Source organism: Pseudoalteromonas sp. MEBiC 03607 (assembly GCF_004792295.1).
Lineage (GTDB): Bacteria > Pseudomonadota > Gammaproteobacteria > Enterobacterales > Alteromonadaceae > Pseudoalteromonas > Pseudoalteromonas lipolytica_C.
The window spans coordinates 306,964-331,817 of the sequence record NZ_SRRY01000002.1 but is presented as its reverse complement, the minus strand read 5'-3'; the positions used below and the strand labels follow the sequence as shown (position 1 = coordinate 331,817).

Annotated in this window: 23 protein-coding genes; 10 read left to right on the top strand and 13 right to left on the bottom strand. The window is 40.1% G+C overall.

The window, feature by feature from the left end; all coding sequences use genetic code 11:
* Window positions 1–4 precede the first annotated feature (4 nt).
* The 4 genes from E5N72_RS18485 to E5N72_RS18470 all read right to left on the bottom strand — a co-directional run bounded on the left by E5N72_RS18485 (window position 5) and on the right by E5N72_RS18470 (window position 3,908).
* Window positions 5–1,504 (bottom strand): iron ABC transporter permease, encoded by a 1,500-nt coding sequence (locus E5N72_RS18485; RefSeq protein ID WP_135926579.1) that lies wholly within the window; start codon window positions 1,502–1,504, stop codon window positions 5–7.
* A complete protein-coding gene (locus E5N72_RS18480; protein ID WP_135926578.1) occupies window positions 1,504–2,544 on the bottom strand; it encodes an extracellular solute-binding protein in 1,041 nt (346 codons plus the stop codon). The genes E5N72_RS18485 and E5N72_RS18480 overlap by 1 nt, the downstream gene beginning before the upstream one ends.
* The gene (locus E5N72_RS18475) at window positions 2,544–3,356 is read right to left on the bottom strand and encodes a hypothetical protein (RefSeq protein WP_135926577.1); all 813 of its coding nucleotides are present in this window, start codon (window positions 3,354–3,356) and stop codon (window positions 2,544–2,546) included. Before E5N72_RS18475 ends, E5N72_RS18480 begins: the two co-directional genes overlap by 1 nt.
* A 96-nt stretch (window positions 3,357–3,452) precedes the next feature.
* A complete protein-coding gene (locus tag E5N72_RS18470; protein ID WP_135926576.1) occupies window positions 3,453–3,908 on the bottom strand; it encodes a MarR family winged helix-turn-helix transcriptional regulator in 456 nt (151 codons plus the stop codon).
* Window positions 3,909–4,011: 103 nt separating this feature from the next.
* On the opposite strand from E5N72_RS18470, the gene hmgA reads away from it, so the two are divergent.
* Both hmgA and maiA read left to right on the top strand, forming a co-directional pair.
* Complete coding sequence (gene hmgA, locus E5N72_RS18465; protein WP_135926575.1) at window positions 4,012–5,316, top strand: homogentisate 1,2-dioxygenase; 1,305 nt, start codon at window positions 4,012–4,014, stop codon at window positions 5,314–5,316.
* Window positions 5,316–5,945 (top strand): maleylacetoacetate isomerase, encoded by a 630-nt coding sequence (maiA, locus tag E5N72_RS18460; protein ID WP_135926574.1) that lies wholly within the window; start codon window positions 5,316–5,318, stop codon window positions 5,943–5,945. The genes hmgA and maiA overlap by 1 nt, the downstream gene beginning before the upstream one ends.
* Window positions 5,946–6,002: 57 nt before the next feature.
* On the opposite strand, the gene E5N72_RS18455 is transcribed toward maiA, so the two are convergent.
* Complete coding sequence (locus tag E5N72_RS18455) at window positions 6,003–6,233, bottom strand: TIGR02647 family protein (RefSeq protein ID WP_105180290.1); 231 nt, start codon at window positions 6,231–6,233, stop codon at window positions 6,003–6,005.
* Window positions 6,234–6,328: 95 nt separating this feature from the next.
* Between E5N72_RS18455 and E5N72_RS18450 the strand changes: the two genes are divergently transcribed.
* Both E5N72_RS18450 and E5N72_RS18445 read left to right on the top strand, forming a co-directional pair.
* A complete protein-coding gene (locus E5N72_RS18450) occupies window positions 6,329–6,628 on the top strand; it encodes a DUF1496 domain-containing protein (RefSeq protein ID WP_135926573.1) in 300 nt (99 codons plus the stop codon).
* A gap of 57 nt (window positions 6,629–6,685) precedes the next feature.
* Window positions 6,686–6,952, top strand: a complete 267-nt coding sequence (locus E5N72_RS18445; RefSeq protein ID WP_105180288.1) for a VF530 family protein — start codon at window positions 6,686–6,688, stop codon at window positions 6,950–6,952.
* A 3-nt stretch (window positions 6,953–6,955) separates the two neighbouring features.
* On the opposite strand, the gene E5N72_RS18440 is transcribed toward E5N72_RS18445, so the two are convergent.
* Entirely contained in the window at window positions 6,956–8,575 is a 1,620-nt protein-coding gene (locus tag E5N72_RS18440) for a diacylglycerol kinase family protein (RefSeq protein WP_135926572.1), read from the bottom strand.
* A 331-nt stretch (window positions 8,576–8,906) separates the two neighbouring features.
* On the opposite strand from E5N72_RS18440, the gene E5N72_RS18435 reads away from it, so the two are divergent.
* The 6 genes from E5N72_RS18435 (at window position 8,907) to E5N72_RS18410 (ending at window position 14,504) form a co-directional block, all read left to right on the top strand.
* On the top strand, window positions 8,907–9,437 hold the full coding sequence (locus E5N72_RS18435) for a sigma-70 family RNA polymerase sigma factor (RefSeq protein ID WP_105180286.1): 531 nt from the start codon (window positions 8,907–8,909) through the stop codon (window positions 9,435–9,437).
* The gene (locus E5N72_RS18430; protein ID WP_135926571.1) at window positions 9,434–10,120 is read left to right on the top strand and encodes an anti-sigma factor; all 687 of its coding nucleotides are present in this window, start codon (window positions 9,434–9,436) and stop codon (window positions 10,118–10,120) included. The genes E5N72_RS18435 and E5N72_RS18430 overlap by 4 nt, the downstream gene beginning before the upstream one ends.
* 120 nt (window positions 10,121–10,240) lie before the next feature.
* Complete coding sequence (locus tag E5N72_RS18425; RefSeq protein ID WP_135926570.1) at window positions 10,241–11,833, top strand: DUF4331 domain-containing protein; 1,593 nt, start codon at window positions 10,241–10,243, stop codon at window positions 11,831–11,833.
* Between the two features lie 14 nt (window positions 11,834–11,847).
* Window positions 11,848–12,366: an Ig-like domain-containing protein gene (locus tag E5N72_RS18420; RefSeq protein ID WP_135926947.1), complete on the top strand. Its 519-nt coding sequence runs from the start codon at window positions 11,848–11,850 to the stop codon at window positions 12,364–12,366.
* 39 nt (window positions 12,367–12,405) lie between these two features.
* Window positions 12,406–13,398 carry a tetratricopeptide repeat protein gene (locus E5N72_RS18415; protein WP_135926569.1) on the top strand — a complete coding sequence of 331 codons (993 nt, stop codon included), beginning with the start codon at window positions 12,406–12,408 and terminating at the stop codon, window positions 13,396–13,398.
* A gap of 8 nt (window positions 13,399–13,406) precedes the next feature.
* The gene (locus E5N72_RS18410) at window positions 13,407–14,504 is read left to right on the top strand and encodes a HupE/UreJ family protein (RefSeq protein ID WP_135926568.1); all 1,098 of its coding nucleotides are present in this window, start codon (window positions 13,407–13,409) and stop codon (window positions 14,502–14,504) included.
* 8 nt (window positions 14,505–14,512) lie between these two features.
* Here the strand turns inward: E5N72_RS18410 and E5N72_RS18405 are convergent, their stop codons facing one another.
* From E5N72_RS18405 to E5N72_RS18375, 7 genes are all read right to left on the bottom strand, one after another.
* On the bottom strand, window positions 14,513–15,130 hold the full coding sequence (locus E5N72_RS18405; RefSeq protein ID WP_135926567.1) for a TetR/AcrR family transcriptional regulator: 618 nt from the start codon (window positions 15,128–15,130) through the stop codon (window positions 14,513–14,515).
* A 127-nt stretch (window positions 15,131–15,257) separates the two neighbouring features.
* Window positions 15,258–16,661, bottom strand: coding sequence for an efflux transporter outer membrane subunit (locus tag E5N72_RS18400; protein WP_135926566.1), 1,404 nt, complete (start codon window positions 16,659–16,661; stop codon window positions 15,258–15,260).
* Window positions 16,661–19,792 (bottom strand): efflux RND transporter permease subunit, encoded by a 3,132-nt coding sequence (locus E5N72_RS18395; protein ID WP_135926565.1) that lies wholly within the window; start codon window positions 19,790–19,792, stop codon window positions 16,661–16,663. The genes E5N72_RS18400 and E5N72_RS18395 overlap by 1 nt, the downstream gene beginning before the upstream one ends.
* 12 nt (window positions 19,793–19,804) lie before the next feature.
* On the bottom strand, window positions 19,805–20,968 hold the full coding sequence (locus E5N72_RS18390) for an efflux RND transporter periplasmic adaptor subunit (RefSeq protein WP_135926564.1): 1,164 nt from the start codon (window positions 20,966–20,968) through the stop codon (window positions 19,805–19,807).
* Between the two features lie 195 nt (window positions 20,969–21,163).
* Complete coding sequence (locus tag E5N72_RS18385; RefSeq protein WP_135926563.1) at window positions 21,164–22,252, bottom strand: ATP-dependent 6-phosphofructokinase; 1,089 nt, start codon at window positions 22,250–22,252, stop codon at window positions 21,164–21,166.
* Between the two features lie 71 nt (window positions 22,253–22,323).
* A complete protein-coding gene (locus E5N72_RS18380; protein WP_135926562.1) occupies window positions 22,324–22,737 on the bottom strand; it encodes a hypothetical protein in 414 nt (137 codons plus the stop codon).
* An 87-nt stretch (window positions 22,738–22,824) separates the two neighbouring features.
* Complete coding sequence (locus tag E5N72_RS18375; RefSeq protein ID WP_135926561.1) at window positions 22,825–24,519, bottom strand: cyanophycinase; 1,695 nt, start codon at window positions 24,517–24,519, stop codon at window positions 22,825–22,827.
* Window positions 24,520–24,854: the final 335 nt, after the last annotated feature.

Below are 24,854 nucleotides of genomic sequence, written 5' to 3'. Positions count from 1 at the left end.
ATCCTTAATGTTCTAATTGACTGCGCTTTTCACCTGAGAGCATTATAGCCAAGCCGCAAGCTGATATCACTACCAACAATAAGCCAGGAATAGCAGCACGGCCAAAGTAACCGGCTTCATAAACACGCCACAAATATGTTGAAAGGGTTTCAAAACCCGTTGGGCCAAGTAAAAGTGTTGCTTCAAGTTCACGCATTGATTCTAAAAATACCAAAGCAGCACCTGCGATAATACCGCGCATAGTTAAAGGTAAAGTAATTCGCATAAATGCTTCACGCGGGCTGGCACCCAGTACTCGTGCTGACTTTATTAAACTTGAATCTAGATGCTCAGTACTGGTTCTTACAGAGCCAACTGCAAGCGGCAAAAAGCGCAGCACATAAGCAATTACTAATAGAGCTAAGGTTTGATAAAAGAGTGGCAACTGTAGACCGCCATATACCAATGCCGTTCCCATCACAATACCCGGAATACCAAATCCAAAATAAGTTACACGCTCCATAATACGCCCTGCTTTTCCACTCAACGCTGCATGAGCAACAGGTACAGCAACAACAACAGCAACGATAGCAGCAATACCCGATGCATAGGCTGAATGCCAAGCAATACTGAAGTCAAAATCTGCAACTCCATCACGGGCAAGCCAAAGTAAAAAAATTGCCAAAGGTAAACAAATCGCAAGTAGCAATACTGGTAAAAATGTCAGTAACATCGCAACTTTTTGACCATTCGATGGAAATAACATCAATGAACGTCCATGGCGTTCTGAAGCTGTTTTAATTTGTGACTCGATAAACAATAAAAATCCAACGATAACCATCAGTTGTAGCGATAACATTGCCGCACGACTCAAACCAAAAGCGTTGTATTCTACATAAATAACCCGAGTGAACGTATCTAAACGCATCATCGCCGGTGTACCAAAGTCTGATAAGGTATAAAGCGCAACCAGTAAAGAGCCTGCCGCTATACCATTGATAACCCGAGGTAAAATAACTTTAAATACACTCATTGTCATCGACATACCTAAAGTACGTGCAGCATTAACCATGCTGGCATCTAAGCTAAGTAAAGATGATCGAGTTGTTAGCATTACAAAAGGAAACGTATACAGGGTCATTACAATGGCAGCGCCTGTTAGTCCATACATAGGCGGCGTTTCGAAGCCGAGCAGCTGATTTATCTCACCACCGGGGCCAAATGCAGCATACAAAGTAAACGCTCCAATATAACTTGGAATTGCTAGTGGAGCGGCAAACAGAACAAGCCACAGCTTTTTAAAAGGAAGTTGAACATAGGCACTAATAAACGCCAGAGGTACGCCAATTAAAATAGAGCCTATTACCGTTAACACCATAAGTGATAAGGTGTTACCAAGAATTTTTAAGTTATGACTATCAAATACAGCAGTCGCATCACTTGCTAAAGTGATCAGAATATAAACTGGCACTAACGCCAAAAGCGCTGCAAGCAGCGCCATCGGATAAGAAGCAGGTATGCGCATTATAAAACACCGCTACTGCGCATAAGGTCGAGTGTTGGCCTTAAATCTGCCAATTGAGTTAAATCGATTTTCGGCGGTGACACATCCGTTAATGCTGGTAAGCCAGCTGGTTGTTCAATACCTTGGATCAGTGGAATTTCATAGGCTTCACGGGCTAAGTAACTTTGTACTTCAGAACTTAGTAAGTAACGCATAAAATTCATCGCATTAGGGTTATCTGTTAACGATAAAACACCTGATGCATTAACTAAACAACCGGCATCTTGATTGGTAAAAGCAAGATCAAGATTAGCGTCTGGTTTACCTGACTTAAGTCGTAATGTGTAATAATGGTTTGCAAAGCCAATATCGACTTCACCACGTTCAACTGCCATTACTACACCAAGCTCACCAGCATAGGTTTTCGAACGTTTTTGAACCTTTTTAAGCCACTTAGCGGTTTTATCTTCACCTTCAAGAATACGCATAGCCGTTACGAATGATTGAAAAGAAGCATAAGCAGGTGCCCAACCTATTGATAAATCGCTGTCAGCAATTGCCATGATACTGTCGGGGATATCATCTTTGCTCAGACGCTTGGTGTTATAAGGTAGAGTTCGAATACGCCCGGTAACCGGTGCCCAACCAGGGTAACGGAATTGTGGCTGTAACTGTGCTGCTAAATCACTTGGTAATGGTTTAGCCAAACCCGCGTCGGTAATTAAACCAATCGCACCTGAGTCAACAGCCCAAAATAAATCAGCACGTTTAACTCCTGCTTTCGCTTCAGCGACAATCATATTGCCAAGCGCAGCCGTTGGGCCTCTACGAATTGATAAATTTAATTTTGGATTATTCTTTTCGATCGACTGCAGTACGTTTTCGTACAAGCCGCCTTCGCCGCGGCCTAAATATAATGTTAAGTCACCCTCAAGGGCGGGTAAGTCTTTTACAGAAACGGGGCTTGCAGCACTGGCTGCGAAGGCACGAGAAAGAGGTAGTGGCATTGCGCCTACTACCCCGAACGCAGCAAGTCCTTGAATAAAGGTTCTACGCTTCACTAAAATACATCCTTACGAGCTTTTTCGGCTTCTTCTAATAACACCTTAGCGCGATCTAGCTTTTCTTGCATATCAACAACCACTGCACGTACTTGGTCAACAGACCCTTTATCAGAAATCGCTTTTGGCAGGGTTACATTAAAATCTTTTTCGAGCACTTCGACTAACTTCGCATCTTTTTCGATAAGTGTACCTTCAACACCTTCGAATAAATGCAAGTAAGTATCATGTACGATTTTTGTTGCTTCGTCACTTAAACGCTCTGCGTACTTTGCAACAACACGGTCTAATTTGTGTTTGATTTCATCGATGGTAGCACTTTGCGTCATTTCTTCTGAAGCAGTCGCTTTTACAGCTTTTAACAAGCCATTTTGCTGGAAATCCGCGGCAAGTTTAACAGCCCCTAAACCTTGCCACAAGGCAGCATTCAACGCCTTTTGATGAGTGCGTACTTCAGCAGCAGGTTTTTTATCATCAATAGCCATTTTGATGCCATAAATACTTTGCCAAATTGATGCATAAACCGGTACATAGTTTGTTTCAATTGCACTATGGAACTTTACTGATTCCCAGTATTCGATTAGGTCATCACTTTTTACAGCTTTAGCACCTTTGCTTTCGTAATCACTCACCATGACATCGACTTTGTTGATCATCCATTCAACGTCATCAGAGTAATCTTTTAAATTTTCTTTTAGATGATTAACGTGCTCACCAATTGGGCCATTTGCCAATACAGGTTGGGCAATAAAAGTAGATGCTAATACTAGGCTTAAACCTAGTGTCTTCACGGTGTTTAACGCTAATTTCATAACAGGAGACATCCAAATTGCTAATTGTAAATGATAGCCATTATCATATACGTATCGATTCCCTAAATCAATTGCTATAATGCATTGATTACAGATTTACACATTTTTATTTAAGTAATTGGAAAGCTTACTAAGAGTGTTCATAAATTGTTTAATTTCTTGGCTGTCTAAGTCACTCACTAAACTTGCTTGCCATTCGTTTGCTAACGGAACAATTTGTTTATGCAAACCTACTCCTGCCTCTGATAACGATAACAAGTTTGCGCGTTTATCAGTTGGGTTCGCTTTTGCTGCGATAAGGTTTCTTGTTAATAACGACTTTACTGCACGGGACACCGTTGACTTATCCATTTGTGCCATATCACACAACTGTTTAGCAGTGCATTCACCGTATTGAGCTAGGTTCGCGATTACTCGCCATTGTGGCACGGTTAAATCAAACTGCTTTTGATATAGCTCACTAAATTGCTCACTCATCTGCATTGCAATATTGGTTAATGAGTAAGGTAAGAACTGCTGTAAATCGAGCGTTGGGTGTTTGTTTGTTGTCATGGCTTCACTACTGTCAAAAATTATTTACACAAGTAAATTCAGTGCAGTTTGAATTTAGTCTCACATGAGAGTATCTTACCTAAAACCTTTCAGGAGTCTAGTGATGAATAACGAATTACAATATATGACAGGCTTTGGTAATGAGTTCGAAACCGAAGCATTACCCGGTGCATTACCTATCGGTCAATTCAGCCCTCAAAAAGTAAAATACGATTTATATGCTGAACAGTTCAGCACAACAGCATTTACAGCGCCGCGTGCTGATAACCGCCGTACTTGGTTTTATCGTATTCGCCCGTCAGTAGTACAAGGTGATTATAAACCTATAGACAATGGCCTTATTCGTACCGCTCCTATCACAGAAGTCCCAACGCCGCCGACAATGCTACGTTGGGATCCAATTGAAATTCCTGAGCAGCCAACAGATTTTATTGATGGTTTGATTACCATTGCAGCTAATGGCAGTGCAAATGCACAAACAGGTATAGGTATTCATATCTATGTAGCCAATAAATCAATGCAACACCGTTACTTTTATAATGCTGATGGTGAAATGCTGTTCGTACCACAACAAGGTGAACTATTACTAAGAACTGAGTGTGGAAAACTAACAGTCCGAGCTGGTGAAATTGCCGTAATTCCTCGCGGGATTAAATTTGCTGTTGATTTATTAACGGACACAGCCCGCGGCTATATTTGTGAAAACTATGGCCATGCCTATATTTTACCAGAGCGCGGTCCTGTAGGAGCTAATGGTTACGCCAATGACCGTGACTTCCACTACCCTGTTGCGGCTTATGAGGATGTAGAGGGAGACTTTGAACTAGTTGCAAAGTTTAATGGCAATATGTTCCGCTGCGATATTGGTCATTCTCCATTAGATGTCGTTGCATGGACAGGTAATAGTGCACCATACAAGTATGACCTTGCTCGATTCAATGTTATGAATACCGTGAGTTATGATCACCCAGATCCTTCAATCTTCACCGTACTAACGTCACCATCGGGTACAGAAGGTGTCGCTAATATCGATTTTGCTATCTTCCCTCCACGTTGGATGGTGGCTGAAAACACATTCCGTCCACCTTATTACCACCGTAATATTATGAGTGAATTCATGGGGCTTATCGAAGGCGTATACGATGCAAAAGAGCATGGTTTTGTGCCTGGGGGTTCAAGTTTACATAATTGCATGTCGCCACATGGTCCAGAAGCAGATGTATTTCAAAAAGCATCAAATGCCGAACTTAAACCACAACGCTACGAAAACACCTTGGCATTTATGTTCGAATCGCGTTACGTTATTTCACCAACTAAATATGCTCTTGAAGGTAAAGAGCGTCAGCCTAATTACACTGACTGTTGGCGCACTATTAAAAAACATTTCACAGGTAAACAGGACGCATAATGAAACTTTATAGCTATTTTCGTTCATCAGCCGCTTACAGAGTTCGCATTGCTCTTAATTTAAAGAACATTGATCACGAGTTGGTCACCGTTAATTTATTAAAATCAGAGCAGCAAAGCGACCAGTACCTAGCAAAAAACCCACAAGGGTTATTACCGGCACTAGAAACTGATCAAGGTGTGCTTGCACAATCACTGGCTATTTTAGATTGGCTTGAAGAAACGCACCCAGAAACACCGCTTTTAACAGGTGATGCATGGCAAAAAGCCCAGATCCGCAATTTATGTTATGCCGTTGCGTGCGATATCCACCCTATCGATAATTTGCGAGTATTAAAGTACTTAGCTAATGATCTTGGTGTTGATGAAGAAGCAAAAACGGCTTGGTATAAGCATTGGGTAGAAGTTGGCTTTGAGAGTATCGAAAAGTTACTTGATGAAGCGAACACTTTTTGCGTTGGCGACAAACCAACACTTGCTGATGTCTGTTTAGTGCCGCAAGTATTTAATGCCTTACGCTTTAACGTTGATATGAGTAAGTACCCAAAAATCTCCGCAGTTTATGAGCATTGTAATAAGCTAGATGCCTTTATTGATGCGGCTCCTCAGAACCAACCTGACGCAATCTAATTCGTTGTTATTAAAACTAAAGGCCCAATCATTTTGGGCCTTTTTATTATCTAATTTTTATCTCAGTGCGGAATTAATAACACTCACGTGATTGATCAAATCTAGCCCTAAATCCGTTAAATAGCCGCCATCAGGGCTATCAGTAATGCCTTTGTCATAAAGACGTTTTGCAGCATTTTTTACTGTTTCTTCTGCATCAGAGTGGATTTTAATGCCTTGCATTTGTGAGTCGCGGGGAAACTTAGCAAGCAGGGTTAATTCGTCAATCATATTTTTATTAAATTGCATGTGTTCACCTTTTTATTATCACGTCATTGTGCTTTTATAGAATACAGTCATAAGCTTAGTGTAGATACAAAAAACTGCACAATGAGAGGTGTATTTTGTTTAGAAAGATTTTAATCTTAACTACCTTGTTTATTTTATTGTTTTCACAGTTCGTTTTAGCAAAGGATAAAGCATTAGTTGTGCTAGATGGCCAAGAAGCACTTAACAACCACAAAGTGTGTTGGTATGAAAATAAGCGTTATACCGAAGGCGCTTATATTGCTGTTGGCGATATAACGTTAATTTGTGCAGCCAAACAGCCAAATTTTTCAAACAGCGACTTAGCGTGGTTAAGACTGGATAAAAACGGCGATATTGTCTATCCAAAACGAGGCAAGAGTATAAACGTCAATTAGCTTAAAGACGCTAGATACGTTACTATTACTCAGTTTAGAAATAACCAAAGATTAAGCATGGACAATCAACCAAATAACCCTTTGCACGGTATCAAGCTTGCCGACATCGTAACCCAACTTGAAGAAAAACTTGGCTGGGAAGGACTAGCTGAGCATGTTGATGTGCGCTGTTTTCAAAATGACCCAAGTGTTAAATCAAGCTTAAAATTTTTACGTAAAACACCTTGGGCCCGTGAAAAAGTTGAACAACTATACATTGATACTTTCTCCTCTCAAAAGGCCGATGATGACGCACCTTTTGAATGGAAAAGTATTAAAAAATAACTGTTAGGTTTCCGCCATTATCACCGAAAGTGACTTCGGTGATACCTCTACCACCAGCTTTTCTGCTGTTTTAACCTCACCATCAATCACATAACTTATGTCTTTTTCTGCACTTACAGAAACTCGTTTAGCATTTGTATGATGGCTATTAATGGCAAAGCTTGTTTGCGTTATGCTTGAAAATACTAATTCAGCAATACTTAACGTACTGGCTTTAGCCTCTGAATTAGGCGTTAACCAATTAACATCAAGTAAACCATCATTATGATCTGGCTGACCTGCTGATTGAGCCAACAATGTAGTAAACGGCGCTGCATTTGCAATGATTAAACTATTGGTATTTATAGACTGAGGTTCATTGTCGTCTAATGTAACTGTATAATCTTGTGCTTCATGTTCGCTTAGTGCCTGCCAAAATCCTTGTAGATAAGCCAGTTGGCCTGACTCATTTTTAGCATCTCTATGCGCCTTTTCAATCATTTTCTGCTCAAACCCAATTCCTGCTAATAACAGCATTCGCTCGCCATTACACAAAGCGGTATCGATCCGACTTGCCTGTCCCTCAATAATAAGTTCACAAGCTTGTTCGACTGGGATTAACTTAGATTGGATCCCCATTAATACATGAGCTAATGCATTAGCAGTGCCTAAAGGAATAATGCCTAACTTACAGTCGGTATTGACTAATACACTGGCTACTTCTGTCACTGTACCGTCACCGCCACATGCGATAACAACATCGGGATTTGTTTCTATAGCCTCTTTAGCTAATTGAATACCGTCCACTTCTTCTGTTGTAGTGTGTACAGTTAAATCATAATATTCACTTAACCTTGCGGTTATCTGCTTTTTCTTTTCTTGCCACAGCTTTGTACCAGAGACTGGATTAGCAATTAAGACAGCTTTGTTTTTAATTATTAAATCGCCTCGACGATGACGTTTTATTAAGTGACGAAGTTGGCGCTTGTTTAAATTAGCAGTTTCTCGAGTTTCTTTGATTTGCTCCAAAACAGTATGAACATCTGCATCTTTATCTTGGCTTAGTAAGTATGCAGCCATAACAAACACTGAACGTCCGCGACCTAATGCGCAATGCACAACAACACGTCTATCAGCCTTTACTTGATGGTGGATCCAGTTAATTGCTTGATGTAATTGCGCGCGAGTTGGCACACTGTGGTCTAAAACGGGGATATTCAAATAGCGAATATTTTCTTGGGTCGATGACCATTCAAGGCCATCAAACTCACAGGTAACATCTAAGATTGCTGTAATCCCTAACTCTTTCATGGTGTCAATATCTGATGGAAAGAGCCTGCAAGCTAAAAACAGATGTTCATTTATTTGTTGTAAGGGAGGCACTTTATCATGCTTACGAGACCAAGCATTGTATATTTGAGCCCCTAGTAAAAAGGGAATAAACGCCCAACGAATGTAAATTGGTATTACACCGTTTTCACGCTTTCTGAAAATTCGCGCAATGTTAAAAAAATAAGCGCCACTGACTAGTAGTAGCGACAATGCAGCCCAATAAAAAAATAGCGCAAAATAAACGAGCTCAACTCGAATAGCCACGATTATAAAAATAATTGCCAGCGCAAGATAGCTAATTGCTGCCCACATAATCACTCCTTGTTATTCTAATTACATAGTACGTTGCAAATTTCACTCCAGTAAAACCGCCTTATTTAAACTTGGTGACTATTTAAAATCAGTAACTTAGCGTTCACTTAAAAACCTACACTTTAAGTTTAGGACATTTTTTCACAACTTTATGAATAACTTACACTAACTTACAAATAATTTACATGTAGGTTGCTAACCTAAACAAGACTGCTAGGATAACCAGTAGAAAAATGCTTTGAGTTTTAAATTCACTGGTTATTTTTTATTAAAAATTCTTTTGCATCTAAAACCACCTTTAAAGCGTTACTAATAACATAACAGGAATTATATGGACAACGATGAACTTTTAGCGCTTTTGAGTGCAACAGCAAAAGGTAATAAAAATGCCTTTGCAAATTTGTACCAAAATACGAGTGCCAAACTATTTGCAATCAGCCTCAAGATGCTCGGTAATCGAGCACAAGCGGAAGAGGTTTTGCAAGATTCATTTGTTAAGATTTGGCACAATGCTAGTGAATATCAAGTATCCAAAGGGGCTGTTATGTCCTGGATGATCAGCATAGTGAGATATCGAAGCCTTGACCTTATTCGTCACAACAAAGTACGTAAAGAGCAAAGCCTCACAGATGAACATGACTTAGGGGATGGTTCATCACTTCAAATCAGCTATGAAGATGACTCTAAATTAGTAGATTGCATAGAACAACTTGATCCACAACAAAAGCAAGCTATTCACTTAGCTTATTATAAAGGACTGACTCATCATGAGCTTGTAGATCATATTGCTTCCCCTCTTGGTACAGTTAAAAGCTGGATCAGACGTGGTTTACAGCAATTACAGAGGTGCTTAACGTTATGAATTATGAAAACCAAAAGCTTATAGACATGTTAGCCGCCGAATACGTACTAGGTACATTGCGAGGTCCTGCACGCGACCGTTTTGCTCGCTTAATGCTGAACTCTACACGTGCCAGAGAAGCAACTTGGGTGTGGGAGCAACATTTAAATAATCTTGCAAGTTCAATTGAATCTGTTCCACCAGATGATCATGTGTGGGAAAAAATTATCAATCGCATTGACCCTAATGTTATCCCTATAAATAAACCAAAGAAAACAAATAGGTCATTACTCCAAGCATGGTCATTAATTGCCTCAGCTGCATGTATAGTCTTAGCATTGATTATTTGGCAGCCACAGCAAGAGCTTGCTACTGGATCACAACAAATTGCATTATTTAAAAATGAAACTGAGCAGCCACTGTGGTTTATTGATGTGAAAGATAAAACCTTATCTGTCAAAGCATCAAATGTTCTTAGCCCAAGATCTGATAAAGACTATGAGCTTTGGATGATTTTAAAAGGACAAGAAGCACCAATTTCATTAGGTTTACTACCTAAAAGTGGCAACATAGAACTGATAAAAAATAGTCAATTTAATGCGGACGACATTTCTATTCTAGCAGTCAGCTTAGAGCCATTAGGTGGCTCCCCTAATGGCTCACCAACTGAAGTACTCTACACTACAAATTTAGTAATCCTTTAATATAAAAGCCGTGTTTAACTCGGCTTTTAAACTTTTTAAAATATAATTCAATTTTTTTGCATCCAATCTTATTAGGTAAACGTTTTCATTATGACTTAAATTAAAACTAAGGAAAAAGTCATGAAGAAAGTAATACCATCCCTAATTACGATTGCAGTTTGTAGTACCTTATTTACTTCTATATCTGAAGCATCTAGCCATCGTGAAGCGCCAAATATTACGCGCTTTCCAACGTTAGATTCGACAGACTTTTATGCATTTAACAGTTACGAAGAAGGCCGAGGTGACTACGTAACATTTATTGCTAACTACATCCCATTGCAAGATGCTTATGGTGGTCCTAACTACTTTGCTATGGACCCAGACGCTACTTATAGCATCCATATTGATAACGATGGTGATGCTATTGAAGACATGACATTTGCATTTAATTTCAAAAGTATGTTGCCAAACAATAATATGGGTGTAGCACTTACTGTTGGACCTGAAGGTAATCAAAGAACAGTTGCAGTTCCTCTAAAAAATGTCGGTGGTGTTTCTGCAGGTAATAATTCTGCCGTTAATTTCAGTGAGTCATATACTGTGAGTGTTATTTCTGGGCCACAACGTTCTGGCACAAAAAGCATGCTGACTAACACCTCCAATAGCAGCAATGATTTTTATAAACCACTAGATTACATTGGTAATAAGACATTCTCATCAATGGCTTCATACCAAGAATACGCTGATCAATTTATTTATAATGTCGCACTTCCAGGTTGTGATGGCATGGGTAAAGTGTTTGTAGGTCAAAGAAAAGACCCATTTGTTGTGAATCTAGGCAAAACATTTGACCTTGTTAATTATGTTCCAGTCGAAGGTGACAGTTCGCCTGGCGCAGGCGATGGTGAAGGGTTCCCTGGAGGTATCACTCAATCAGCCGATAATGATGATTTAGCAATGAAAAATGTCACTTCAATTGCTGTCGAAGTACCAAAAGCCTGTGTAACAGGTGAAGGTAATGGCACAATTGGTAGTTGGACAACTGCAAGCTTGCCACAAGCACGTATATTAAACCCAAATGCATCATTTGCTAAACCAGCAGTAAATGGCGGTGCGTTAACACAGGTTTCTCGCCTTGGTAGCCCATTGGTCAATGAGTTAGTTATTGGCTTGAAAGACAAAGATACATTTTCAACATCAGCGCCATCTGATGATACGCAATTTGCTGATTATGTAACCCACCCTTCACTACCTGAGCTTTTAAATATCTTATTTAAAGATGCTGTGAATTCAACGTTGGGTACCAATATTGAAACATTGGCACCTACTAACTTCCCAAGAAATGATTTAGTTACAGCATTTTTAACGGGTTTCCCTGGTGTTAATCAACTTTCAACTGTTACGCCATCTGAAATGCTGCGTTTAAATACAGCGATCGCTGCAACTCCACAAAATGAGCAATCAGCTTTTGGTGTAGCTGGTGATGATTTAGCAGGTTTCCCAAATGGTCGTCGACCTGGAGATGACGTAGTCGACATTGCATTACGTGTAGTAATGGGTCGTTTATGTTACCCAATCCCAGTGAATGGCACAGATACTGATCTTGGCTTGTGTACAGCAGAGGATGCAAGTGTAGGTAATGTTCCATTTACAGATGGTGCACCACTTGATGCAAGTATGATGGATAGCAGTTTTCCTTATCTTGCTACCCCGATTGCTGGCTCTAAGTAATGAGGAAATTAATGATGCGTAATTTAAAACTCTCAAGCATCACACTCATTATTATCACAGGATTATTAACAGCTTGTAGTGATAATGACAAAGATGACAAAAATATGATGAAGCCTGAACCTGTCAATAATGCACCAAGCGCTGTTGATGCAATGGTTACAACCCAAACTGAAGTCGTTATTAACGATATGCTTGAAGGCTCAGACCCCGATGGCGATGAATTAACGTACAGTTTAGTCAGTGAACCAAATTTAGGCACCGTAAATGTAAATTCTGATGGCAGCTATAGCTACACACCTAACCCTGAGACCGTAGGTTCGGATAGTTTTCAATTTGCAGTTAGTGATGGCGTTAATAGTCAGGCTACAGCGACTGTTAGTATCACCATAAAAACATTGCAAGTTGATTTTTCAACCATAGGACGGGCCGCATTTAATCAAGACCCAAGCGCACAGCCCTTAAGAATCAATGGCCGTGAATTTATAAATACGGGTGATGAAGCAAATTTTGATGATTTAGTGAACGGGAATTAGTTAAATCTTGGCCACGGATGGCTTTTCTTTGGAGAAATCATGAAATATTTATTTTACATTGCGATGGTTATTAGTGTCTTTGTTCATGCTGAACCTTATACTCCAAAAGATTCAGATGTCATAGCCGTTTCCAGCAAGAAGATCAAAACCGACTTTACTAAAGCACAGCTGAGCAAGCTTTTTTCAGAAAGCCAACATGTTGGTAACACCGAAAGCAATCAAGGTATTTTAAAGCGTTACTTAGAGCATAAAGTTTCACAGTCCGATGATCCTGATATACATTACTTTTATGCACGACTATTACAACGTGAACATCAATTTGACGAGGCAATTCGGATCCTAAGTGATGTGACCGATCAAGCTCCTCAGCACGTTAATGCTATTTTACTTAAAGCTAATTTATTGATGGTAAAGGGTAAATTTGATGAAGCGCTAGGTCAGTGTTTATCATTGTTTGGCTTGGCAAGCATTGAAACAATATCAACATGTTCTTTAGATGTTAAAAGTCAAAATGGAGAACTGAAACAAAGCTATGAAGGGCTTCAAAAAATAGCGAGCTCTTCATCTATGAGTATTAATACTCGTCATGTACTCGCTGAAATGGCATATCGATTAGGCTACACAGAACAAACTTTATCATATCTTAGTAACGTTGATTTAAAAACGGCACCTGTAAGTCTAGTGGTTCTTTGGGCTGATGCACAATTAGCTCAAAAAAATGGCTCGGCAGTGCTTTCTACTTTAGCCGTTTTAACATCTGAAAATGCCAACCTTGAAGATGCTATTTTACTGCGTTTAGCACAAGCTGAAAAAGTTAAAAGCCAATCGACTAAATGGCAAGAACAGATGGCAAAGCGAGTAACACTCAGAGAATTGAGACAAGACACCTATCACGCAAGTGATTTAGCTTGGTATTATTTAACTATAAATAGGAATATGACCAAGGCCAAATATTGGGCTCGAATAAATTGGCAACAAGCGAAACTACAAAGCGATAAACGTCTGCTTGAACTCACAGGGCTCATTAATTGAGGAAATTTATGAAAATATTATCATCTGTCTTTTTAATTCTTTTGGTCTTTAGTTTTAAACTAAACGCTCATCAACTTAGTACGGCATACTTAGAATTAACGAAGTCCGAAAATGAACAATTAACTTTAAATGGTCAATGGAAAGTGGCTGTGATGGACTTAGAACACGTTGTCGAATTTGATAAAAATGCAGATGACGTGATCACTTGGCAAGAAATTAAAAATCAAAAAGGAGCTATTCATCAATACCTAGTTGAAAAGATTAGCGCACAGCAAAATAATGAATTATGTGCAATTAACAGTGAGGGTGATTTAAAAATTGACTCACATTTTAATGAATCATATATCGTTACCCCTATACACATTAGCTGCCCAAATAGCCAAAGCTTTTCTATAAATTACAGTGCATTGTTCGAAGTCGATGCGAATCACAAAGCCATTTCTGCAATTGGAAATATAAGCCGGGTTTTTACTTTAAATGAACAAACTCAAATTTTTAGTTTTGATGAAACGAGCTATTTAGAAACGTTTGTTGAATATGTACAGCAAGGCATATTACATATTTGGATGGGCACAGATCATATCTTATTTTTAATCGCTTTATTGCTGGGCTGTGTGTTAGTTCGTAAGCAAGGACAGTGGCAACGTGTCGAGTCTAAAAAACAAATCCTTGTTGATACTGCGTGGATCATCACCGCTTTTACACTTGCTCACTCAATGACCCTAACAGCGACTGCTATGAATATCATATCGCCAAACACCCGATGGGTAGAATTAGGTATCGCGCTTTCTGTATTATTTGCTGCAATAAATAATATCTGGCCAATGATTATCCGTTTAGGTTGGATCACCTTCTGTTTTGGTCTACTCCACGGTATGGGGTTTGCAAGTGTGTTAGGTGAGCTTGGTTTATCAAATGAATACCAGCTAATGAGTATTTTAGCCTTTAATTTAGGGGTTGAGATTGGTCAACTGGTTATTTTAGCAATCTGTTTACCACTACTAATGCTACTTAGAAATAACTCCTGGTACAAAAAAGCTATTATGCCAGCAGGCTCAGTGCTAATTGCCATTATGGCAATCCAATGGTCTATAGAGCGCTTTTAATAAGCGCTTTATTCAAAGGGTAACAATAAGGTTTTCATCGCTGGACGAAGTGCTTTTAAAAGCTCACTGATGTTTAAAGAAGGATTAAGCATTTTACGTAGTAGTAAGCCCCCCATCACAGAAAACATCACTTCAATACGGGCATTCACTTCTTCAAGTGCGGTACCTTGTAACGGCCCTCTTTCACCCACTAATAATTCGCGCATAGAATCACGGGCGTGGCTATCTGACTCACGCAGTAAGTTAGCTATTTTTTCATTGCGCGCAGCTTCTGCGAGCATTTCTAAATCAAGCGCACCTTGATTTAAATCGGTATGGCGCTCAACACCTCTATCGAGTCCATCTAGCAACACGGTGACACGATCGCCCGGCTTATCTGCAAACTCTTTAAAGATTGAGAACATTTCTTCCATATCACGTTCAACAATCGATTCTATAATCGCTTCTTTACTAGCGAAATAATTATAGATATGGCCTGCACTCATGCCTGCTGTTTTAGAAATTTCAGCCATTCCCGCGCCATGATAGCCCTTACGTCGAAAACAATCCGCTGCAGCACAAAGCACTTGATTACGTCTTGCCTCAGCAAGCGCAGGGTCATTGTGTCTTTTCGTTTTTTGCGTCATGGTTTCTCCAAGCTCTTTTGAAATGGTTAACTTTTACTTAAACAAGGTTTACAGGATCTTAATATCACAGGAGAGTCAAAACAACTAAGATCCTGCAAAACCTTAAATAAATTATGCTTTTGCTGTTTTAATGCACATTTTTTTGCGCATTCCAGCCACCACCAAGTGCTTTATACAAATTAATTTGGCTAGCAAGATACGCTTGTTTACCCAAAATTAACTGTTGCCCAGCACTGTACCAATTTCGTTGCGCATCCAACACTTGCAAGTAACTGTCTGCTCCTTTTTGAAAACGCGCATCTGATAAAGTAAAAGATAACTCATTACTTTGGTACAAATCGTTGAGTGCATCTAGCTGATGCATATAACCTTCTCGATCAGCAAGGGCATCAGATACTTCTTTAAATGCTTGTTGTATGGTTTGCTCATAGCTAGTAAGCGCCATTTCTTGTTGTGCCTTTGCAACATCGAGATTGGCTTGATTACGACCCATATTAAAGATAGGTAAGTTAATCGATGGTACAAAACTCCATGTACCTGAGCCCGAATCAAAAAGATTACTTAAGTCAGCTGAAGCTGTCCCCGCATTCGCGGTTAAACTGATGCTTGGATAAAATGCCGCTTTTGCCACACCAATGTTTGCATTGGCAGCCAATAAATCATGCTCAGCGGCCTTAATGTCTGGTCGTTGCGTCAGTAACTCTGACGGCAACCCCACAGGCACATCCGGTAAGTTCAGTACATCATCTATATTTTGATTAGGTAGTAAATCAGCAGTGACGGTTTTACCCACTAGAAAATCGAGAGCATTTTTATCACGCTTTAGTAAGCGCTGATAGTTTGCAATATCGACCTTAGCGGTTGCTACTGTACTTTCCAGTTGCGATAGCGTTAACTGAGACGCAGCACCAAGAGCAAATGTTTTACGGGTTAGTTCTAAAGACTCCTGCTGAGACTTTAAAGTCTCGTTTGCAAGCGCCAATAGCTCTTTATCCGTCGCATAGTTAAGCCACGCATTCACTAACTCCGAAATCAAGCTAATGCGCACACTGGTTAAACTGTATTCAGCGGCATAGAGGTTTTGTAAAGCTTGCTCTGATTGGTTGCGCACTTTGCCCCAAAGATCAATTTCGTAAGCAGTTAAACCAACAGTCGCTGAATAGTTTTCAGAAATAGTCGCTTGACCAGTACCAGATAAATCTGCCGGAAGACGCTGACGGGTTCCCGCTGCATTTAAATCAATGCTTGGGTAAAGCGCAGAATCTTCAATCTGATACATCGCTCTTACCTGCTGCACATTGAGTGCAGCAGTTTTAATGTCTTTGTTGTTTTCAAGTGTTAGTGCGATCAATTGTTGCAGCTGAGTATTAGTGAAAAATGACTGCCAATTAAGTGCATTGATATCACCTGCAGTACCTTGGATATCATAGTTTTGAGCAACGGGTAATTCACGTTGCTCCATATCTGGCGCCATATTACAGGCAGATAACATAAGTGCAGCAACAGACACTGAGATAAGTTTAGCTTTCATTATGCCTGCTCCTCATTAGTTGATTTTGTTTTGCCTGGGAATACTCGGCGCACCAGTACAAAGAACAATGGTACAAACAACACCACAATGGTCGATGACGCAAGAGTACCGCCAATAACAGCAATACCTAGTGCGTTTTGTGCACCTGAGCCTGCACTTGATGCAATTGCAAGTGGTAGTACACCACACACAAATGCCATTGATGTCATAAAGATTGGACGTAAACGAAGGCGAATAGCAGCAACAGCAGCATCGACAAGTTTCATACCTTCATCCATTTTATGAATAGCAAACTCTACAATTAGTATGGCATTTTTTGATGCCAGACCTATGGTGGTTAATAGACCCACTTGTAGATAAATATCGTTAGATAAATTAAATACAAATGACGCAATCGACGCACCAAATACACCAAGCGGTACAATGAGCATAACCGCTGCAGGAACTGACCAGCTCTCGTATAATGCCGCTAAACATAGGAATACAACCAATAATGAAAGTGCATAAAGTAATGGTGCTTGACCACCGCTTAAACGCTCTTCATATGAAATACCTGTCCATTCGAACGCCACACCTGGCGGTAACTTCTTAACCATTTTCTCAACTTCGGCCATCGCTTGACCTGTACTATAACCCGGTGCAGCAGCACCTTGGATTTCCATCGCTGAAAAACCGTTATAACGCTCAAGACGCGGTGAGCCATAAGTCCAATAAGATTGAGCAAACGCAGTGAATGGCACCATATCGCCATTGGCATTGCGCACGTACCATTTGTCTAAATCTTCTGGCACCATGCGTGATTCAGGCGTACCTTGTAAATACACTTTTTTAACACGACCACGGTCAATAAAGTCATTTACATAGCGACTACCCCAAGCCGTTGATAACGTATTATTGATATCTGCTTGAGTCAGACCTAATGCTTCGGCTTTTGCTAAGTCAATATCAAGCTCCAGCTCTGGTTTATCTTCTTGACCATTTGGGCGCACACCCGATAACACAGGGTTTTGTGCCGCCATACCTAAAAACATGTTTCGAGCTTCAAGTAGTTTGTCATGCCCTAAACCAACACGGTCTTGTAGGTATAAAGTGAAACCATTTGCAGTACCAAGCTCAACAACCGCAGGCGGTGGGAAAGCAAACACAAATGCTTCTTTAATGGTTGAGAAGTATCCCATGGCTTTACCAGCAACAGCGCCTACTGATAAATCAGGGCGTTGACGTTCATCCCAGTGTTTCAAGCCAACAAAGCCGATTGCTGCGTTTTGCCCAGAACCTGCAAAGCTGAAACCTGTTACCGTAAAGATAGATTTAACCGCTTCTGATTGATCTTCTAAGAAGTGGTGCTCCATCTTTTCAACAACTTTTAAGGTTTGTTCTGTTGTTGCTCCAGCAGGTAGGCTTACTTGGTTAAACAAAATCCCTTGGTCTTCATCTGGTAAGAATGCCGATGGTAATTGTGAGAAAATAAACACCATGCCACCCACGATTAAACCGTAAATAAGTAAATAGCGTTTACTGTGTTTGATCATGCGAGACACAAAACCTTGTGTACCCGAGTTTGTTTTATCAAAACCACGGTTAAAACCAAGGAAGAAACGACCAAATAAAGACTTATCATTATGAACATGACTTGGTTTTAGCATTGTTGCACAAAGGGCCGGTGTTAGAATTAACGCAACCAGCACTGATAAACTCATTGCCGTTACCAAGGTGATTGAGAACTGACGATAAATAACACCTGTAGAGCCCGGGAAGAACGCCATAGGCACAAATACTGCCGAGAGCACCATGGCAATACCCACAAGCGCGCCTTTGATTTCATCCATTGATTTACGTGTCGCTTCAAGAGGAGACAAGTTCTCTTCGGTCATTACACGTTCAACGTTTTCAACAACAACGATCGCATCATCAACCAGTAGACCAATGGCAAGGACCATAGCAAACATGGTGAGAGTATTAATTGAGAAGCCAAACACTTGTAAGATGGCAAACGTACCTAGCAATACAACAGGTACTGCAATAGTTGGAATAAGTGTTGCTCTGAAGTTCTGTAAGAATAAGTACATTACCAAGAATACCAGCACAACAGCTTCAATTAGAGTGCTAACTACTTTCTCAATTGAAAGTGATACGAATGGTGTCGTATCGTAAGGAACAACCGTAGTTAAACCTTCAGGGAAAAAAGGCTCAAGTTCAGCAAGTGCCGCTTTTACGCCATCAGCTGTATCAAGTGCATTAGCACCACTGGCAAGCTTAACACCTAAACCTGATGCCGGTTTGCCGTTAAAACGAGCGACAACACCATAGTTTTCACCGCCTAATTCAACATCGGCAACGTCACTTAAACGAACAACCGAGCCATCAGCATTGGTTTTTACAAAGATATTTCTAAATTGCTCAGGTGTTTGTAAGCGGCTTTGCGCAGTCACTGTTGCATTCAGTTGTTGGCCACTCACTGCTGGCAAGGCACCAAGTTGACCTGCCGACACCTGTGCATTTTGGGCACTGATTGCAGCGCTAATATCAGCAGGAGTTAATGAGTACTTAAGTAATTTAGCTGGATCTAACCAAATACGCATTGCATATTGCGAGCCAAAAAGTTGTACTTCACCCACCCCGTTAACACGAGAAATAATATCAAGTACGTTAGATGAAACATAGTCACCGATATCGATGTTGTTCATGCTACCGTCTTCAGATACAAAGCCTACAACCATTAAGAAGTTACGAGCCGATTTTGCAACCGAGACACCTTGACGTTGTACTTCTTCTGGTAATAACGGTGTTGCAAGCGACAATTTGTTTTGCACTTGAACCTGTGCGATATCAGGGTCGGTATCTGCACTAAAGGTTAACGTTAAAGTCGCAGAGCCGTTCGATTCAGAGGTTGACGACATGTAGAGCAAGCCATCAAGCCCTTTCATTTTTTGTTCAATAACCTGTGTAACCGTATCTTCTAAAGTACGGGCCGACGCACCAGGGTATGAGGCTTGAATACTAATTGCAGGCGGTGCAATTGATGGATACTGCGCAACCGGCAAACTTCTAATTGCTAAGATACCTGCCAGCATAACAACGATAGCAAGTACCCATGCAAATATGGGCCGATCAATAAAAAATCGTGACATTAAGTTTCTCCGTTACTGGCTGTTAGCTACTGATTCTGCTGGCATTGCGTTTACTGGGGCACCTGGGCGGATTTTCTGTAAACCTTCAACAATCAGCTTATCGCCATTATTTAGGCCATCTGTCACTAACCAGTTTGAGCCTACAGTACGGTCAGTTTTCAGCACACGTGCTTCAACGGTGTTATCTTTACTTACGACCATGGCAGTAGGTTCACCTTTGGTGTTTCTGCTCACACCACGTTGTGGTGCTAAAATCGCATCACTTTTCACACCTTCAACAATCACTGCGCGAACATACATACCCGGTAGAAGTAATTTTTCAGGATTAGGAAATTCAGCACGTAAAGTCACAGAGCCTGTACTTGGATCAACGGTTACTTCAGAAAATTGTAATGTGCCTTTGTGTTGATAAGTGCTGCCATCTTCCATTATTAATTCAACTTTTGAATGTAAAGCGGCATCTTTATCAAGCTCACCTGCGGCGATAGCTTTTTTCAAACGTGTTAGTTCACTGCTTGACTGTGTTAAATCAACGTAGATTGGATCAAGCTGAGTGATAGTAGCTAATGCTGTTGCTTGATTAGCGCTAACAAGGGCACCGGCAGTGACATCCGATTTACCAATTTGACCACTAATTGGTGCTAACACTTTGCTGTAGTTTAAATTAATTTCAGCGGTTTTAAGCTGTGCTTGAGCAGTCAATAAGTCGGCTTTTGCACTTTTGTATGCCGCATCCGCTTCATCATAATCTTGCTGACTGACAGCTTTGATATTCAATAGCTCTTTATAGCGTTCAGCTTTTGCTTTGGCATTAGCAATACTTGCTTGAGCTTTAGTAATAGCGGCTTTGCTGGTAGCGACCTCTGCTTCAAATGTAGATGGGTCAATTTGATATAAGGCTTGGCCCTTTTCTACTTCAGCACCTTCAACGAACATACGAGACTGAATAATACCGTTAACCTGTGGACGAATTTGCGCGATACGTGAAGCAGCCACACGACCTGGCAATTCTTTAGTTAGCGTAAGTGGTTTGCTTTGCATCTCAATAACACCAACAGGTACAGCTTGAGCTGCCTGCGATTGCCCTTGAGCCGATTCTGATTGGCCGCAGCCTGATAATAAAACAGCACCAGCCAAAGCTGACACTGCAAAAAATGGAATGCGAGAGCGCTGCATGTGTAGTTCCTTAATTTAGAGTGAACGATCATTCTAAACTAAAAAAGGCACAGATCAACCACCTTTAAGTATCTTTACATTAAATATTTTGCTTGCTTTGCAGTGTGTTTTTTGTGCAATAAATAAATTGCTAATTGAATAATTTAGCAGCTAGTTAAGAAAATCATTTTAAAACTATCAGTTAGAACTGCTTGATTAGTCACCTAAGCACATACCCATTGCGCGGGCACTGCTTATTAATGAATGCTCTAAAGGGATAACACGATATTCAGAAGTTGCGGCTTTTAAACTGATTGGTTTAATTTCACCCTCTTTACTTACGGGGATAAAACCAAACTGGCCTTTCTTAACAAGTTCGAATGCTTGCACCCCAAACTCTGCTGCAAGCACCCTATCAAACGCATTGGGTGTGCCACCACGTTGAATATGCCCCAACACAGTGACTCTTACATCAAGGTCAAGTGCAATACGTATCTGCGAAGCCAGTTGCTCAGCAATTCCACCTAGAACTGGGTTTTCGTAGCCAAACTCACTTGATTGTTTACTTACAACACTTCCTGCAACAGGTTTAGCTCCCTCTGAAATAACGATATTTGCAAATCCATGGCCATTATCAAAACGTGATTTAAGTTTTGCTTTAATCGCTTCAATATCGTAGGGAATTTCAGGAATAAGTGCTACTTCAGCGCCTGCTGCAATTGCTGAATGTAAACAAATCCAACCCGCATCACGACCCATAACTTCCGTCACAATCACGCGATTATGACTTTGCGCAGTTGGTATTAATCGATCAATGGCTTCTGTTGCAGTGTCAACGGCAGTTTGAAAACCAATTGTGTAATCAGTGCCATATAAATCATTATCAATGGTTTTTGGCACGCCTACGATATTTAAGCCATGCTCAAATAAATGCTGAGAAATTCTGTGAGAACCATCGCCCCCGATATTAATGACTGCATCAAAACCCAATTGTTTAACAATACTTATTAACTCATCTGAACGGTCAATAAATACTTGCTCGCCTGCTATCTCTGCAGGAAATGCGGTAGGATTCCCTTTATTAACTGTTTCTAGAATTGTGCCGCCACGAACATGAATACCGGCCACTACTTCACTAGTTAAGTGAATAATATCATTTGGCTTTTCAAGAACACCACAGTAAGCTCTTCGGCTTCCATATACCTGCCAATTGCCATCATGTTCGGCTGCTTTAACCACAGCTCTGATCACCCCATTTAGCCCAGGGCAATCACCCCCACTTGTTAATAGCAGTAATTTTTTCATTCTATGACCAACTTCTTTCACTGATTAATTAGAGATTAGCTTATATGTTGAACTTTCGCGTATGACTTACATCAACTAAAGTTCGGTTTTTTATGATTAGAAAACAGCGCCACAAAAATTATTAATAATAGATACTTAGGCAAACTTGCAAGCAAAGTCGTATTATCAAAAATTGCAGAAAAGGTATTAAAAGCAAAATATAAATGCAGTGCTAAAAAAGGTATCAGTAATATAAAATATGAATACGCTTTGTCTTTTAGGTAGAGCCATTTACTTAATAATAAGAACACAAAAAGTAATGCAACTAGTGGGATACCTAACGTAACAATATCAATCACTGTTAAAGCAAATTTAGGTGACAAATCATAAAGAGGTGTAAGAATTTCGCTAGGGATCGCTAAAGCTGAGCCAACCCCTACTACTGGAATAGATAAATAAGCAAACAAACAGCCAAAAATAAATAAAAGTAGTAGATTATATTTCATTAACTCATTCCATGATTTGTTCGTTATTAGTGTTACGCTAACTAATAACGAACAAATAATCTACCACTTTTTCAGTGCTTTATAGTGTTAAAAGGATTTAACACTAAAGGCTAGATTCTCTACAGCACAGCCCGTACTACTTTTATTAACACGGTAGTAATGCGTATCTTCAGTAGCATTTAAATCGAGTAGAAACTCATCATGCTGGGCTACAGCTTGTTGTTCTTGAGTTAAACACATAGCTTGCACAAGCGAGCGCAATTTAGCATCAGAAAAAATAGTGCCAAAACGCTGCATCGGTAATCGCGGAATTTTAATACTAGGCAGTGCATTATCAACAGTTCGCTTCGCAAGACTAAAACCATCCTTTGTTACATCAATAACCGCCCCTGCAGGCCAATAACTGATTGCTCCTTTGTTTTTAGCGTCTGATTGAACATGTACTACACCACTTTTACCAATCACCGTCATTAATGCGGTTTCACCTGCTCGAATTGATACAAGCGCCGTAGTTTCATCAATGCCAAAACCATGTTTTTGCCCAGAATCTGCCAGTAATCTAGCCAAACGCATGGTTCTGTTGCGCTCGCTAAAATGAGTATCTAGAACCCCATAAGTAAAGCTACCTAAACCGCCTTGTTTTTCATAGGTTAATGAATCTGCTGAAAGGCTATTATCACATTCATTTTTACAGCGCTCACTCGGCGCAGACACCGCAAACGAGCCTTCTCTCATTGCCGCTAAACTTGTACCATTTGAAATCATCGGCACTGTGCCGTAGGCATTTTTACCACCACTTTGCACCGCTGTTCCTGCACTTGTGCCAACAAGTAATGGCCTTTGTAAAATTGCATGGGTCCAAGGGTATTGCTTGCCGTTATCATCAAAAAGCACCTGTCTAGTTAAGCTCTGATCACCACCGTTAAACATAATGCCCGTTGCGTTTTCAATCAGTTTAACTAAATGCTCTACCCCTTGATCACAAAGCGCTTTTTCGGCCTTAATTCGGTCAGGGTAAATAGTCTCACGGTTAAAAACAGCCATTGTCTCAGTACGTAAAGCATCTAAATTCTCACATTGCTTACTGGTAATCGCTCTTGCTAAAGCGGGTGTTAAAGGTAACCACTTTGATTCGACACCATTAAAGCTTAATAATCCTTCATAAAAATCTGCTGATTCATAAGGGTCTCTGCTTGAAGCTGTAACCGCTAAAATGGTTGGTGATTCATCAGTTGTTTTTAACGAAGCAGACACAAAGTCTAAAATATCACTTGCTGCACTTTCATTGTTATCCGGTACACTAACTTGCTCTTTTTGTCTTGTAGAATCGGCTGTTAACACAGGAACTTCGAGAGTATCTAGCACGAAGTTATACTCTTTATCTGTTAACGCGTTCAATAACGTATTATCTAAATCACGCCATGCCCATAAAATATCACTTTTAGTGTTCACATCAGACTGTTGACGTGCAATCTGTGCTAACAACTTAAGCGTTTGCTGGCGATTTTTTTCATTATTTGTTGGCCAGTTTGTCTTTATTGCAGATAAAGCATCATTATTTAATCGAAATTGATTAGTTTGTTTACCACTAATCTGTTTATTGGAAAGGCAGTTTTTAGGGCTCATACTTGAGCAGGTTGTCAATGCCCCACCAATTAAAACTAACGTTTGCTGTTGCTCACTTGCATAAACTTTACTGCCAAATGACGCGAAAACAACACTAAATACCCCAAAAATAAACCCAATGTGGTATTTAGCACTTTGCTCCTTAAGGATGTTCATATTGTTACACTCTTGTAAAAAAATATTAGAAAATTACTTGCACAGCTTTTTGTTGCTTGCTATAAAAAAAAGGAACATTTAAAACGCGAGTAAGCTAGCACTGTATTACTAGCTTTGTCAAAAGACCTTACGGATTGGAATTATGTTGAAAAACGCATTATCGCTTTGTACATATTTCTACTCTCCACACTACCTTTCGGAGTGGTTTGACGAGTAGCCACACCTCACTTCCTGTGAGGGGCTAGTTGTGTCTATAACCCACTGCCCTGTCTAAAAAAATTATAACAATTATTTAAAATGTCACGGTTTTGCCGTGGGTATTTAATACCAATTCG

Coding starts and splice junctions, on each gene's coding strand:
- E5N72_RS18485 (WP_135926579.1), bottom strand. CDS start 1,504: ATGCGCATACCTGCTTCTTATCCGATGGCGCTGCTTGCAGCGCTTTTG.
- E5N72_RS18475 (WP_135926577.1), bottom strand. CDS start 3,356: ATGAAATTAGCGTTAAACACCGTGAAGACACTAGGTTTAAGCCTAGTA.
- E5N72_RS18470 (WP_135926576.1), bottom strand. CDS start 3,908: ATGACAACAAACAAACACCCAACGCTCGATTTACAGCAGTTCTTACCT.
- hmgA (WP_135926575.1), top strand. CDS start 4,012: ATGAATAACGAATTACAATATATGACAGGCTTTGGTAATGAGTTCGAA.
- maiA (WP_135926574.1), top strand. CDS start 5,316: ATGAAACTTTATAGCTATTTTCGTTCATCAGCCGCTTACAGAGTTCGC.
- E5N72_RS18455 (WP_105180290.1), bottom strand. CDS start 6,233: ATGCAATTTAATAAAAATATGATTGACGAATTAACCCTGCTTGCTAAG.
- E5N72_RS18445 (WP_105180288.1), top strand. CDS start 6,686: ATGGACAATCAACCAAATAACCCTTTGCACGGTATCAAGCTTGCCGAC.
- E5N72_RS18440 (WP_135926572.1), bottom strand. CDS start 8,575: ATGTGGGCAGCAATTAGCTATCTTGCGCTGGCAATTATTTTTATAATC.
- E5N72_RS18435 (WP_105180286.1), top strand. CDS start 8,907: ATGGACAACGATGAACTTTTAGCGCTTTTGAGTGCAACAGCAAAAGGT.
- E5N72_RS18430 (WP_135926571.1), top strand. CDS start 9,434: ATGAATTATGAAAACCAAAAGCTTATAGACATGTTAGCCGCCGAATAC.
- E5N72_RS18425 (WP_135926570.1), top strand. CDS start 10,241: ATGAAGAAAGTAATACCATCCCTAATTACGATTGCAGTTTGTAGTACC.
- E5N72_RS18420 (WP_135926947.1), top strand. CDS start 11,848: ATGCGTAATTTAAAACTCTCAAGCATCACACTCATTATTATCACAGGA.
- E5N72_RS18415 (WP_135926569.1), top strand. CDS start 12,406: ATGAAATATTTATTTTACATTGCGATGGTTATTAGTGTCTTTGTTCAT.
- E5N72_RS18410 (WP_135926568.1), top strand. CDS start 13,407: ATGAAAATATTATCATCTGTCTTTTTAATTCTTTTGGTCTTTAGTTTT.
- E5N72_RS18405 (WP_135926567.1), bottom strand. CDS start 15,130: ATGACGCAAAAAACGAAAAGACACAATGACCCTGCGCTTGCTGAGGCA.
- E5N72_RS18400 (WP_135926566.1), bottom strand. CDS start 16,661: ATGAAAGCTAAACTTATCTCAGTGTCTGTTGCTGCACTTATGTTATCT.
- E5N72_RS18395 (WP_135926565.1), bottom strand. CDS start 19,792: ATGTCACGATTTTTTATTGATCGGCCCATATTTGCATGGGTACTTGCT.
- E5N72_RS18390 (WP_135926564.1), bottom strand. CDS start 20,968: ATGCAGCGCTCTCGCATTCCATTTTTTGCAGTGTCAGCTTTGGCTGGT.
- E5N72_RS18385 (WP_135926563.1), bottom strand. CDS start 22,252: ATGAAAAAATTACTGCTATTAACAAGTGGGGGTGATTGCCCTGGGCTA.
- E5N72_RS18380 (WP_135926562.1), bottom strand. CDS start 22,737: ATGAAATATAATCTACTACTTTTATTTATTTTTGGCTGTTTGTTTGCT.
- E5N72_RS18375 (WP_135926561.1), bottom strand. CDS start 24,519: ATGAACATCCTTAAGGAGCAAAGTGCTAAATACCACATTGGGTTTATT.